The following is a 14,142-nucleotide window of genomic DNA, read 5'->3' on the forward strand; positions in this document are numbered from 1 at the left end:
TTATGATTATCTATCCGAGGGAGCATTACGCTCCCTTGGCCCATTTGTGGCCAAGGGATATTACCCATAGTGGGTAGTCCCGCAGGAAGTACCCGTTTCATCTATTTTCACAAAATGTTAATCCAGCTAAACTTAGCGGGATTCATGGTTTTTTGGTGGCAGCATTTGCAGCCGGGAAATAGAATTAGGGTTCAGACTGGGCCGCAATCCCTGCGCGGTCATGAGTATTTCGCCTGTGAAACCGTTTTTTGAAGCGAATCGGGCTGAAAAGCCAGTCTTTTTGCGGCCGTTCGGGAACAGAGTCGCAACAAACAACACTTCTCACGATTTCTAATTTTGGAGTTTCGACTATGCCTAAGCGTGAGCACTTCGAGCAGTGTCTCTCGGCATTCTTGGCAATCGGGCTGACCTTTGCGTTGATGGCACCGGCTACGGCGGCGGATGCCCCGAAAGTTGCCACGTATCAACAAGCCGCAGGTCCCCGTTACTTCGCGATGAGTGTTTCGCTGGATGAAGAGCCAGTGGCAACGCCCTCGGAAGTCGTGGTGTTGATTGATACCTCCGCGAGCCAAGCTGCTGCCTTTCGTAATGATTCGATTGCCACAGCAAAGGCAATTTTGAAGGCCCTGCCAGCCGATTGTCAGGTTCAGGTACTCGCCGGCGACCTATATGGCATTCATTTGACCAAATCGTTTGTGGCGCCTCAAAGCGCCGAAGCGGATGCGGCCATCGCTGAACTTGAGAAACGAACTCCGCTCGGAGCTACCGACTTGGCTGCCCTGGTCGACGACTCCATCGCCTCGTTCTCGAAGAATCAAAAGCTGAACCGCTCGATCGTCTACATCGGCGATGGTAGTAGCCGGGCCAATTATCTTTCGACGAACGAGTTCTCCGCTTTGGTCGCAGAATTGCGTGATAACAAAGTGGCTTTCAACTCACTGGCCATCGGCCCGCAACGCGATGTTGAAGTTTTGGCCACGCTTGCCAATCAATCAGGTGGGATGGTTCTGGTCGACAACAACGAAGTGACGCCAGAAGAAGTGGGCGTTCGCTTGGCGGCCATCGCCAGTACAGAAGTTGTTTGGCCTGTTTCCGCCAAATACTCGGCCAATGTTGCCGAAGCTTATCCAAAGCAATTCCCACCAATGCGAGCTGATCGCGATACGATAGTCGTTGGTGTTTTGGAAGAAAACGCTCCAACCGGTTCGCCAGTCAGCGTTGACTTGAAAGCAAGTGGAGCGTTTGCCAAGACCTGGGTTGCTAAGCCCGAGGAATCTTCGGATGACCACGCTTACCTACCTCAGCTGATGGAGATTGCTCGCAAAGACGACGGCCTGATGCTGCCGACGGTCGGTTCCGCTGGTCTGCGGGAAACGGCCAGCTTCTTGATGGCTTCCGCGGAAGAATATGCTCGCTTGGGCAGCCAAGCCTTGGCAATCGGTGACAAAGAAGGTGCTGCTCGTTTGGCAAAGGCCGCTTTGGAAATCGATCCTAATCATCCACGTGCTCAATCGATCGTCGAAGCTGCGAAGAAGACCGACACCGAAGAAAAGAAGACCGATGAAAAGCCTCCGGTTGATCGTGGTGCTTCGGCTCGCCAGATTCCAGTTCACTTCGTTGCCTACCAAGCGGACGAAGCATCGGACGATGCGTCCGCACCACTGACGTTGGGTGGAAGCGACGATGGAGCATTCCTGCGAGAATCGGACCTCAATCGAGCTCGTACCGAGCAGGTTATCGTGGCCGAGATCACCGAGCAACTGCGTCAAGCGAACGAAGACATGGGCTCGAACCCAGAAGGTGTCAGCAACGCTCTGAAGCTGTTGCTGGATCAGCTGGAACGTGCTCCTGACCTGAGCGGCGATATCCGTGCTCGTTTGAGAAATCAAATTGTGGCTTCTCTGCGAAAAGCTCAAGGTCTGACCGTGGTGGTCGAAAGCCGACGAAACGCGGCTGCCGAACGCGAAGCGATTGCTCGCGAACGCCAGGCTCTAACTGAGAAGTTGATCCGGGACGAAGATCGTGCTCGCGTCATCATGGAAATGTTCGACGCTTTGATGGACGAAGGTAAGTACGTCGAAGCTCGCGACGCCGCGATCACTGTCCGCGCAATGGATCCAAACAATCAGGCGGCTGTGGCTGGCTATCAGAACGCGGAAATCGTCGGTACTTATCGCGAAACTATGGCCCTGCGTGAACAGCGTTACAACCGCTACATTGCAACGTTGATGCAGTCCGAAATCTCGAGTGTTCCGTTCCCAGACGAACCACCGATCGTCTATCCAGACGCCGATTTCTGGGAAGAGATTTATTACCGCAAGGAGAAATACGGCTCGGTCGACTTGGCTTCAACCGGTACGGCTGAACAGAAGATCTTCCAGCAATTGGATGCAGAAACCAAGATTCAGTTCATCGATACGCCCCTCGAAGAAGTGGTCGGTTACCTGAAGACCTTGCACGGAATCGAGATTCAAATCGACAACCGTGCCTTGGAAGACATGGGTCTGACCTCCGATATGCCGGTCACTCGAAACATTGAAGGGATTTCGCTCCGCTCGGCCCTTCGCCTGATGCTGAAAGAATTAGAACTGACGTACATCGTGGCCAACGAAGTGCTGATGATCACCACGCAAGACGAAGCCGATGCCGAACTGATCACGAAAGTGTATCCAGTGGCTGACCTCGTCCTTCCTGTTTCTGCTCGTGTCGGCACCATGGGTGGTGGTGGCATGGGTGGCGGTATGGGCGGCGGCGGTATGGGCGGCATGGGCGGCGGCGGCATGGGCGGCATGGGCGGCGGCATGAACGGCGGTGGTGGCGGTGTCTTCGCTGTCGCTGACGAAAAGTCGGTTGCCAAGATCGACGAAGTCGAAGCTGCCAAAGTTGCTGCTGATGAACCAGCCACCGAAGAAGCAAAGTCGCAGTACGTTCTGGAAGTCAAAGAAGGAGAAACTCGTCCTCAAGCTTGGGTGCGAGCCTTCGAATCCGGTGAAGACGTGCCTGCTGCCGCTGTTCGATCGGAAGTTCGCCGCTGCATGGCAACCAAGCGTTACAGCGATGCGGCTGACCTGATTCAAGTGGCACTTCGTCACGGTCAGATCCAACCTTGGATGTATGAAGCAATGGGCTTGGCTTTAGAGCTGAACCATTCGCCGAAACCTGAAATTGAACGTGCGTTGATGAGTGCGATCGATTTCTCCAGCGGTCCGAACCACATGTTGGTGATCGCCGACTTGATGTCGCGTATGAACATCGACGCTCGGGCTTTGAAGATCTACCAGGACGTTTCACAGATGGAACCACTTCGTCCCGAGCCATACGCTTTGGGTTTGAAAGTGGCTCAACAACTCGACGATGAAGATGCGATTCGTTGGGCTTGTGTTGGTATCCTGTCGCAGGAATGGCCCAAGGATAGCTCGGGCATTCGGGACGAAGCTTACCGAACGGCCGTTGCCCTTCTGCGTCAAATGGTCGCTGACGAGCGAGTCAAGGATGCAAAGACCTTTGATTCCCAGATCCGTGATGCTCTGGTTCGTGATGCGATCGTGAAAGTGACTTGGTCGGGTGAATCGGACCTCGACCTGATCGTTGAAGAGCCAAGCGGCAGCGTTTGCTCGCAGCATAATCCTCGCACCATCTCTGGTGGTGTGTTCCTCGGTGACGCAGCCTCGTCGCTAGGTGATGCCGGAACGGAAGGTGCTTACGAACTGTACGTTGTGCCCAAGGGCTTCAAGGGTGACTATAAGATGCTCGTCCGCAAAGTGTGGGGTGACGTGACCGCTGGTAAGATCACCGTGGACGTCTTCACCAACTACGGTACCGAGAATCAACATCACGAACGACAGCAATTGGAACTCGGTAAGGATGGTGCTTTCATCACGTTCAACGTCCCAGAGGGGCGTAGAACCGAGAGCTTGTCCGAGCAGCAAGTCAAAGTTGCTGTCGAAACCCAGGTCGCGATGACCCGTGAGATTGTTGCCCGTAAGTTAGAGCAGATCTCGGAGTCGTCGTACGCCGCGGAAGAGTACGTTTCGGACGTCAACAACAACTCGAACGATTTCGTGCGTCGTGTGCGAAACTCGGTGGGTTATCGCCCTGTGATCACCACGCTGCCGGAAGGTGCTAACTTCTCGGCCTTCGCGGTGGTTTCCGCAGATCGACGTTACGTCCGCTTCAACGGTACGCCGTTGTTCTCCTCGATTGGTGAAGTCACCTCGTACACGTTCAGTGGTACCAACACGGGTAATAACGGAACGACGGGCGGTAACACCGGTATCGGTGGCGGCCTCGGCGGTGGCGTTGGTGGTGGTGGCGGTATCTTCTAAGAAGACCGCGATCACTAGCAAAGCGCGGCAGCCTTCGGTGCAAACGCGATGGCTGCCAACGCGGAATCGTTAAGAACGAATCAAGCCGGGCACGGCGTCGAGCGAAAGATCATCGACCTGCCCGGCTTTTATTTTTTCAATTGCAATAGCACCTAGTACGGCATTGTCGGTGCACAGATTCATTGGGGCGATTAACAGTTCGCCACCCTCTTCGGCTACTCGATTCTCGAGTGCTTCACGGAACCGTCGGTTGGCTGCAACACCGCCCCCGACGCATACCCGCTGAATTCCCGACTTCTGCATTGCCAGGATGGTCTTACCAACCAGACAATCGACTACGGCTTGCTCAAAGCTGGCTGCGATATCTGCTTTCCGCTGGTCGTCGATCTCTAAAGATTTAAAGTCGACCGCACCCGCACCGGCGATTTCGTAACGAACAGCTGTTTTAAGACCGCTGAAGCTGAAATCAAGGCGTGATGAATCGTTCAGGAATGGGCGAGGGAACGCGAACGCCTTCGGGTCGCCGTTTAACGCACATTTCGACAATGCTGGCCCGCCTGGGTAGGGGAGTCCCAGCATGGACGCGACCTTGTCGAAAGACTCTCCAGCCGCGTCATCGATCGTACCGCCGAGAGGTTCGAAATCGAACGCACTGCGGCAATGGTAAATCGTCGAGTGCCCACCGCTGATGATTAGCCCAATGCAAGGAAAGATCGGCTTCTTGAAGGCCACCTGGCAGGCGTAAATGTGTCCTTGCAAGTGGTTTATGCCGATCAGTGGCTTGTCGAGAAGCCAGGCAAGCGTTTTGGCGGCGGTGACGCCGACGAGAAGCGAGCCAGCTAGTCCTGGCATATTCGCGACCGCTACCGCATCGATATCGGTGAGCTCGATATCGGCCTTTCGGACCGCCTCATGAATGACCGGAAGACAGCGTTCGAGGTGGGCTCGGGCAGCGATTTCAGGCACGACGCCTGCAAACCGCTGGTGAAGTTCATCTTGGGAAGCGACCACCGACGAGAGAACGTCAAGTTCATCCGTAATCACAGCAGCAGCGGTCTCATCACACGTGGATTCGATCGTCAGGATTTTCATGATGGCGAGATAACGAGGTTAGGACGATGAAGTCTTCGACTTCAGAGTTTCCAAAGCCTTGCTCAAGACCGGGTCGATTTCGGAAAGTTCCGGTTCTGGAGCAGGGGGGTGTGGAATGATCGTATCCATATCTCGTAGGCGACGGTAGGTATGGTAGCCAGCCTTCTGTTCGCGATTCATTTTCACGTCGAAGCCATCGTCGGGTGAAACGCCCCACTTATCGGCCTCGGTATCTCCCTCAAAACGATGGATTTTTTCACCGCTTGGACGCTGATAGCCAGCTGTCGTGAGTTTCAAGGCGCTCTTGCCTTCTTCGAGCTCGATGATGTTCTGAACGCTTCCCTTGCCCCAACTTCGTTCACCCATGATGATTGCTCGGTCGTGGTCCTGGAGACAGGCCGAGAGAATTTCGCTGGCACTGGCGCTGTAGTGATCGATCAATACGACCAAGGGAAAATCGGGCAACGTCCCCTCTTTTTCGGCAGTCCAAACCCTTTTGGGAGAGTTTCGACCTTCGGTACTGACGATTTTGCCATCTTCGATGAACATGTCACTGATCTCGACCGCCGATGTGAGCAAACCGCCTGGGTTTGATCGCAGATCGAGAACCAGACCTTTCATGCCGTCATCTAGCAATCCGGCAATCGCGTGCCGGAGATCGTCCGCAGTGTGGCGGCTGAAGGAAGAGATGCGGATGTAACCAATCTTGTTCTCGTGATCGAACATGAAGTCCCAGTCACCCCCCTCGTTCCGCTGATCGCCCATCACGGTCTCGATTTGGACCATCTCGCGGCGAACGGTGATGTCTTCGCTCTCGAAAGAGGTTGGGTGGTAAACTGTCATAGTGACGCTGGTGCCAACGGGGCCCTTGAGCTTCTTCACGGCATCATCGATCGTGATACCCTCAGTCTTATCCCCTTCGATGTGGGTGATTCGATCGCCAGCGATAATACCGGCTTCGTAAGCGGGAGTTCCAATCAGCGGACTGGTCACCACCAAGTGCCCGTCGCGCGTCGAGACCTGGATTCCAATCCCCCCAAATTCATTCTCGACGCCTGTGCGGAAGCGTTCTAAGTCGTTAGGAGCAATGTAGTTGGAGTAAGGGTCTAGCTTGGAGATGACGCCTCGGATCGCCGCTTCCATGAGCTCGCGACGATCGACGTCCTTTACGTAATTACGGTCGACCTGATCGAGAGTATCTGCAAACAACTGAATGAGCTCGACGTACTCTTCGTCGACGTTGGCATATACATTGTCTGGATCGGTTGGATCTTCACTCTTCGAAACTTCGGCAGCAGTGAGGGGAGCGGTGATCAGCAGCAGGGACAGGGCGATCAGGCCAGAGAATTTCCACAGCATGGAGATCGATCCTCACCAATGCGGGTCTACGAAGCTCGCGCTAATTCGTTGATAGCGAGAGAAGAAGGTACGAGGAAATTATAGATTTCCCCGCAACTTGCGGCAATTGAAAGGTTTCAATCGCCGCAAGAAGGGAGTATTCAGGGTAGAAAGGCTTAGAAGTCGTACCAGATGCCAAAGCCGATCTGCTGTTCAAAGTTGTTGTAGAACGAGTTTTGGGTGCTGTCGCCGTTGTGGTAATGCAATCCCATGCGGAACGTCCGACCAGGAATTTCCCCAACCCACGCCCAACCAGTTTGCACGACAAAGCTACCGCCGAAATTGACTTCTTCTCGCAGGTGGCAACCCACCGCCAGGAATGGTTCGCCCCAGAACCCGGTCGCCCGAGTCGGAGCCCATTCGACACCGAACTGAAATTCCCAGGGATCAGCCACCAGGTGATAAAACGCCCAGCCGACTTCTCCGTAAACACGCAATTTCGGCGTGATGTAATACGAGTGACCGAAGATCAACAAGTCGTGAGCGTAGTTCAAACGTGGATAGGTTGGATTCTTCAACAAGAATTCGTCCCCCAGGTGCGAACTCAAGTGGTAGTAACCAAACCGTGAACGATGAGCCGGGTTATCGGCATAACTCCACGTCAGCTGTGTACCTGCTCGAAAATCGACGGCACGAACGTCAACTTCTTCTGGGATGTCGAGACGGACTTGGGCTGAGCCCTCGATATCCCATTGAACACCTTCCGCCAGAAAGCCAGTCGCGGAGTCACGTCCCCAACGCATCACGCCAAAACGGCCACCAAGAGTGCCGTCAAGCATCCAGTTGTCGTCCGTGATCTTCATCAGATGAGCCGATAGTCGCGATTCTTTCACGCCGGCCATGTACGATTTGTAGACGGGGCCAGCTGGGAGAAGAGTCCACTCATAGGGAGTCGTGTCAACGACATCTCCAAGTGGACGATCGTAGACATGGTCGGGGAAAGCCCGCCGTGTGTACTCCGGTTCGATCCATTCCGCTTCACCCCGCGGGCTGATGAGCGAGAGTTCGCCTTCATTCGTCGCTGGTTGACCAAGCGGGCTTTGATAAGCAACCGTGGTGAGTTGTGATTCGCGATCGTCCGTGGGAAAATCAAGAATCGGCTGCAGGTACTGCGATCGTTGTGCGGGAAACATGTTCTCCGGGTCTGGCCAACCTGATTGCGTCTGCGCGTGAGCCACCAACGGCAGCACGAGCGTGAGCAATAAGGAGTTCAGAGTGGTTCGGAGAGGTTGGTTCATCGCAAAATGGGTAGTCGTCCGCATAGTCGCTTCAGGTGTTGTAATCGCGATGCATGGGTTTATCGGCAATTTCGGCACCGAGGATGACCGCGAAGTGTACCGATGTGGTTCTCGACTCCCAAGGTCAGTTTCCATCGAAATAGTGTATTGGTAAAGTAATTGGGGTCGAACTCCCAGATTAGATGCACAGAGGTCGCAATGGTTCTCTTAGAATTCAGCATGTCTCCCTTAAATAAAGGAGATTCTGTCAGCGAGTACGTCGCACGCAGCCTGAAGATCATCGCTGCTAGCGGACTCGACTATCGTTTGCATGCGATGGGTACCATCATTGAAGGCGAAGTCAGTGAAGTGCTAGCCGTGCTACAAAAATGTTTAGAAGCGATGGCGGAAGATTGTGATCGTGTCACATGTACCGCCAAGCTCGATTACCGTAAGGGATACCAAGGTCGACTTGATTCCAAAGTAAAGAGCGTCATCGAGAAGGTAGATGTACCACTCAAGACGCTTGTCGAAGGAGGCGCGACCTCCAGCGAAGATCAATAAGAAAGAAGCACCCTATGAACTCGCCGGAGTGCGATGTTGTGATCGTCGGAGGCGGAATCGTGGGACTCGCGACCGCCTACCAAATCTCACAGCGATATCCTGACCGCGAGATCGTTGTTCTGGAAAAAGAGAAAGTCCTCGCACAACATCAGTCAGGCCGAAATTCCGGTGTCTTGCACTCTGGTATCTACTACCGTTCTGGCTCACTCAAGGCGATCAATTGCCGAGAAGGTCGCCAGTTGATGCTCGACTTCTGTGGGCAGCACGATATCCCACACGAAGTCTGCGGCAAAGTAATCGTCGCCACCGAAGAAGCAGAACTGCCGAGATTGAACGAGCTTTTCGAGCGGGGCGTCCGAAACGGGGTTGCGTGCGAGAAGCTTGATGCTGATCGTCTTCGTGCGTTCGAACCTTATTGCCACGGTATCGCGGCCCTACATGTAAAAGATGCGGGGATCGTTGATTACCGCCGGGTTTGTTTTCGCCTTTGTGAACTGATTCAGGAGCGTGGCGGCAAGGTACTTACCGGCTGCAAGGTCACTCACGTCGTCACAAAGGATTCGGAAATCGTCGTCGAATCGACAGCAGGTACCTGGCGAACGCGACTTCTGGTTAACTGTGCCGGTTTACAGAGCGATCGGGTTGCCAAAATGTGTGGGCAGCAGCCCGAGGTTAAAATCGTACCGTTCCGAGGTGAATACTACGATCTCACCGACGAGTCACAACACCTGTGTCGTAATCTGATTTACCCAGTCCCCGATCCAGGGTTTCCATTCCTCGGTGTGCACTTCACCCGCACCACGCACGGCACGATTGAGTGCGGTCCGAACGCAGTGCTGGCCTTCGCTCGGGAAGGCTATAGCAAATGGAACATTAATTGGTCGGACCTATGGGAAATACTAAGGTATCGCGGGCTACATCGTTTAGCTGTTAAGCATTGGGGGATGGGACTCGAAGAACTAAAGCGATCTTGGTTTCGCTCGGCGTTCCTCCAATCGCTACAGCGACTGATTCCAGCGGTGCGTGCTCAGGACTTGATCGCAGCACCGGCCGGTGTTCGTGCTCAGGCACTTCGGCCAGATGGGACTTTGGTCGATGATTTCGTAATTCAACGTGAAGGGCGTTTTATTCATGTTCTTAACGCGCCCAGCCCGGCGGCTACCTCTTCCCTAAACATTGGAGCGATGATCGCGGATCAACTGCGAGATGTTTTGACCGCCTAGCGTGAACCTTTACCTTAGCAATCGCGACTATGTCGTTCATAGAATGAATCGACAAGTAACGAGGAAAGAGATCATGAATCGTCGTCAACTGACCCAGCTGGGTGTTCCTGAATACGCATTGAACGAAGCCGTCAAGGCAGTGTCGAGCTCGGCGACGAAGAACAAGCTGCGCGGGGCCGATCTGAAACGCCAAGTGAAGGAAGTCTTGGCGGCTCCCGATCAATTTGTAAGCGATCCCTGTTATGGCGATTTCGCATCTGTGCTGGTGGAAGATCCAACGGTTGAACCACTACACGAAAATGTAGGGTATCGCACCTGGGGTGAAGACATCGACGAGCAGGCTCATTCGCAAATGCGTGAAGCCTGTAAGCTTCCGCACGCAGCCGGCGCGGCGTTGATGCCTGATGCCCACTTGGGATATGGACTGCCGATTGGTGGCGTCTTGTCACTGGAAGGTGCGGTCGTTCCTTATGCGGTTGGTGTCGATATTGCTTGCCGGATGAAGTTGAGCGTGCTGGACATGGAACTCGATTCCTTGGAAGAGCGTTTCGATGGTTACTGTCGTGCGCTGGAAAAAGGAACGCGTTTCGGTGTTGGCTCGGTGCATCAGAAGCCGCAAGACCATGATGTGATGGACGAGAACTGGAACATCACCAAGGTGACGCGTCAATCGAAAGACAAGGCGTGGCAGCAATTGGGAACTTCTGGTTCCGGAAATCATTTTGTCGAGTTTGGCGTTCTGACGATCTCGGAAGGTCAAGCAGCCGGCGAAGGTTTCGATTTGGCACCCGGTGAATATGTCGCGCTCTTAAGCCATAGCGGAAGCCGTGGCCCCGGGGCCGCTGTATGCAGCGCCTACAGCAATATCGCTCGGACTAAGCTGCCCAAGAAGTACGAATCGCTTAAGAATCTGGCTTGGTTAACGCTCGATAGCGAAGAAGGTCAGGAGTATTGGGAAGCGATGAACCTGATGGGACGTTACGCAGCGGCGAATCACGAAGTGATCCACCGTTTGGTAAGCGAATTGGTCGGGGCCGAAATCGTAGCGGGGGTCGAGAACCACCACAACTTTGCCTGGAAGGAAACCCACGGAGATCGTGAAATGATCGTTCACCGTAAGGGCGCAACTCCTGCCGGTGAAGGAGTGTTGGGCGTGATTCCTGGTTCGATGGGGACCCCTGGTTTCGTGGTTCGCGGGAAGGGAGAAGCCTCGAGCTTCGATTCCGCTTCGCATGGGGCTGGTCGCTGCATGTCGCGAAAGAAAGCGAACGATACGTTCCGCATTCAAAACACACGGCAAGAATTGAAGGAAAAAGGTGTCCACATCTTGTCTGCGGGATCGGACGAAGTCCCTGGGGTGTATAAGGATATCCACCAGGTTATGGAGTCGCAGCGAGATTTGGTTGACATCGTAGGACGTTTTGACCCAAAGATCGTTAAAATGTGTGGAGATGGGAGCCGAGCGGAGGACTAGGCTCCCTCTCATTTGAGACTAAAGTAGATTACAGTAGCCAATGATTCAGACTGGTTCCGGTAATCGAAATTAGAAAGTCATTGTGGACGAATTCCAAGGCATCCCCGATCTCCTACACGAGGCGTCCCTGGAAGGGCTACAGTGGAAAGCCACTGATCGCACCCTGCGAATCTTCTTTGATTGCCTCCGCAGCTCCGTCGACGATTCCGAGGAAATTGACTCCGCAGTGGAATTGCGATTTTTGAATGTTTCGCAGTTCGCGTTCTACTATTCGCCAGGGGACGATTCGGTTCGCCCCTCCGAAATCGATTTCGAGGCCCATTTTGCCAAGGCAGATCCCGCGAATTGGGATGGTCAATCGTCCAAAGCGTTTCTCTATTTGAACTCGCGTACCGCTCAATACGAGTGGGAAACCGCATCGTATCGGCGTTGGATCTACCAAGTCGAAGGAGATATCGACTCCCCACTGCATGTGGCGATTAACTTGTCGTTCGCTAACTACGACGAGGAATCGCTTGAAGAAAACATCTTCATTACGTGCGATGCAATCCAGCCAATTTCAGGCGGCAAGCCACTGACGTTAGAAAAGTGGAACCAACAATATCGCGCTTGGTGGGAAGGGTACTCTCATTATTGGGACAATCGAGCGGAAGAAAGCGACGAAGACGATGACGATGAAGAGGAGGATTCGGAGAGCAGCGAATTTTTCTACGAGCAAATTCCCGCGGAATCAGCCGAGCTCGATCCTCTTAACTATGAACCACCCGACAAGCCACCGTTTCAGATCGGTCCGACCGATGCACCGGCCGAACTGCTCAGGCCGATCGAAGACTATCACACCGGTATGCTGCAACACGATTGGCATAAAGTGCGAACAGCTTCGCCGCAACTAGACGATCGTGAGGATATCACCGAAGAAGAAATCGAGGAAAGTTGCCTCGATGAAAACCTTGGAAGCTGGTATTACATTCGCCAGATTGATTCCTGGTGGGAAGAAGGACGACGCGCTTGCGTCGTCGCCCGCGGCATCGAGCACTCGATGCCCGATGCGGAAGACCCAGCCGAGAATCGCGAGACCGTTATCACGTACGGTCTTCGCGAACTCGATGGACGATGGGTTATTTGGTCGATGAAATATGGGTGGCCTGAATTTGGTTCCGCAGAAGAAGCTTGCGAGGAACCGGAGTGGAAAAAGGAGTGGGAATAACCCACTCCTTCTCGATCAGTCGATCTCAGGGATTGGCTGGCCTTCTTTGATTTTTTCCCCTTCCCAGATCGCAATTCCATCGGTGTAGGTCAACACGCGATGCTTACTGCCTGGGGCCGGCATCTTGCTTTTCGGGGGTAGGAACTGGGCAAGCTTTTTGATGATTGGATCATACTGCGACTCACCCGCTAAGTTCTTCCACTCGTTGGGATCAGCTTGCATATCGTACAGTTCCTGCGAACCATCGGCATAATGAATAAATCGCCAACGTTCGGTGCGGATCCCGTGATTGTCGTGGTTGTGGGTGGTGATCGCAGGCCATTGCCGTTCCGTCTTGGCGTCAACTAGCTGTGGAACAAGCGAATGTCCTTCGAGTGTTTCCGGTACTTCCATCCCGGCCAACTCGCTGAGCGTGGGGTAGATGTCGAGAAGCTCGGCAGGCTGGGTACAAACCTGACCAGCGGTGATTCCAGGGCCAGCGAAGATCAAAGGAACGCGTGTTCCGTCGTCCCACAGCGTGTTCTTGCCGGTGATTTCCTTTTCACCGATATGCCAACCATGGTCTGACCAGAGGACGACGATCGTATTGTCGGCGTATCCGTTTTCCTGCAGCGCGGCCATCACACGGCCGATTTGAGCATCAACAAAGCTGGTGCAGGCCAAGTAACTGCGCGTCAGGTTCTTCCATTGGTTGGCTTCCTTTAGAAACTTCAGGCGAGGCTCCGGTAGCTTCCAATGCAGATACCAACTGAAACGCGGCGTATCGGCTCGATCGTCAGCAATGATCTCTGGGACTTGGACTTCATCTTCGGGATACAAGTCAAACCACTTCTGAGTTGCATAGCACGGAACGTGCGGCAAGAAGAAGCCAACCGAAAGGCAAAACGGTTCCTTCGGTTTCTCATTAAGTGTTTTGACTGCCCATGAAGCGACGTGGTAATCCCCTTTGTCTTCGTCTTTGTGAGGAAACGTTCCCCAGTCGACCAACGGGTGCGCCGCCGGCGTGTTCACAAGCTTCTCTTTCGGACGTACACCGACGCCAGCCGGTGGACCTAAAAACTGGAACTCGGTATCGGTCTTTTTACGGCCGTAGCCACCGTGATAGATCTTGCCGGTCGAGTAGTTGGTGTAACCGTGAGCGTGGAGAAACTGCGGTAGCGTGACAATATCCGCCAGTTCCGGCACATCACGAAACCAGGGAGACAAACCGTAAATCCCCGTCGACGATGGGCGACGTCCGGTCATCAAGCTCGTGCGGGAAGGGTTGCAGAGGGGAGCCTGACAGTGGGCGTTGAGAAAGACCGTTCCCTGGGAGGCGATTTGATCGATATTCGGTGTCTTGGCTTGGGGGTGTCCACCTAGGCAGCCGATCCAGTCATTTTGGTCGTCGATCGAGATGAACAAGATATTTGGCTTCTTCGCGTCCTTGGCAGCAGCAAGTATCGGCAGGCAAAGAACGAATGCGAGAGCCACAAGGAGTGAACGTTGCATGAGGGAATTCTTTTCGGTGGGATCAATGCAAGGGAAAGAAAAGGGCTGCTAAGATTCTAACCCATCCCGAGGCGACGATCGAGCTTTCTTCCAGGGACTCCCTTGATTGGCGAACTTGTAGGGCAACTTACACGAATCGAGCACCCCACAG

Annotated in this window: 9 protein-coding genes; 5 read left to right on the forward strand and 4 right to left on the reverse strand. The window is 53.9% G+C overall.

Annotated elements, in window-relative coordinates; translation table 11 throughout:
- Positions 1 to 350: 350 nt before the first annotated feature.
- Complete coding sequence (locus tag C5Y83_RS26185; protein ID WP_105332746.1) at positions 351 to 4,325, forward strand: hypothetical protein; 3,975 nt, start codon at positions 351 to 353, stop codon at positions 4,323 to 4,325.
- A gap of 69 nt (positions 4,326 to 4,394) precedes the next feature.
- Here the strand turns inward: C5Y83_RS26185 and tsaD are convergent, their stop codons facing one another.
- The 3 genes from tsaD to C5Y83_RS26200 all read right to left on the reverse strand — a co-directional run bounded on the left by tsaD (position 4,395) and on the right by C5Y83_RS26200 (position 8,053).
- Complete coding sequence (tsaD, locus tag C5Y83_RS26190) at positions 4,395 to 5,417, reverse strand: tRNA (adenosine(37)-N6)-threonylcarbamoyltransferase complex transferase subunit TsaD (RefSeq protein WP_105332747.1); 1,023 nt, start codon at positions 5,415 to 5,417, stop codon at positions 4,395 to 4,397.
- An 18-nt stretch (positions 5,418 to 5,435) separates the two neighbouring features.
- Complete coding sequence (locus C5Y83_RS26195) at positions 5,436 to 6,776, reverse strand: S41 family peptidase (RefSeq protein ID WP_105332748.1); 1,341 nt, start codon at positions 6,774 to 6,776, stop codon at positions 5,436 to 5,438.
- Positions 6,777 to 6,931: 155 nt separating this feature from the next.
- Positions 6,932 to 8,053, reverse strand: a complete 1,122-nt coding sequence (locus tag C5Y83_RS26200) for a DUF1207 domain-containing protein (RefSeq protein WP_233207365.1) — start codon at positions 8,051 to 8,053, stop codon at positions 6,932 to 6,934.
- A gap of 198 nt (positions 8,054 to 8,251) precedes the next feature.
- Between C5Y83_RS26200 and C5Y83_RS26205 the strand changes: the two genes are divergently transcribed.
- The 4 genes from C5Y83_RS26205 (at position 8,252) to C5Y83_RS26220 (ending at position 12,500) form a co-directional block, all read left to right on the forward strand.
- Positions 8,252 to 8,596: an MTH1187 family thiamine-binding protein gene (locus tag C5Y83_RS26205; protein ID WP_105332749.1), complete on the forward strand. Its 345-nt coding sequence runs from the start codon at positions 8,252 to 8,254 to the stop codon at positions 8,594 to 8,596.
- Positions 8,597 to 8,610: 14 nt separating this feature from the next.
- Positions 8,611 to 9,819, forward strand: a complete 1,209-nt coding sequence (gene lhgO, locus C5Y83_RS26210; protein ID WP_105332750.1) for an L-2-hydroxyglutarate oxidase — start codon at positions 8,611 to 8,613, stop codon at positions 9,817 to 9,819.
- A gap of 73 nt (positions 9,820 to 9,892) precedes the next feature.
- Complete coding sequence (locus tag C5Y83_RS26215; protein ID WP_105332751.1) at positions 9,893 to 11,293, forward strand: RtcB family protein; 1,401 nt, start codon at positions 9,893 to 9,895, stop codon at positions 11,291 to 11,293.
- Positions 11,294 to 11,375: 82 nt separating this feature from the next.
- Entirely contained in the window at positions 11,376 to 12,500 is a 1,125-nt protein-coding gene (locus tag C5Y83_RS26220; protein ID WP_105332752.1) for a hypothetical protein, read from the forward strand.
- A 15-nt stretch (positions 12,501 to 12,515) separates the two neighbouring features.
- Here the strand turns inward: C5Y83_RS26220 and C5Y83_RS26225 are convergent, their stop codons facing one another.
- Positions 12,516 to 13,991 (reverse strand): sulfatase, encoded by a 1,476-nt coding sequence (locus C5Y83_RS26225; RefSeq protein ID WP_105332753.1) that lies wholly within the window; start codon positions 13,989 to 13,991, stop codon positions 12,516 to 12,518.
- Positions 13,992 to 14,142 lie beyond the last annotated feature (151 nt).

Origin of the sequence: Blastopirellula marina (assembly GCF_002967765.1) — a bacterium.
Lineage (GTDB): Bacteria > Planctomycetota > Planctomycetia > Pirellulales > Pirellulaceae > Bremerella > Bremerella marina_A.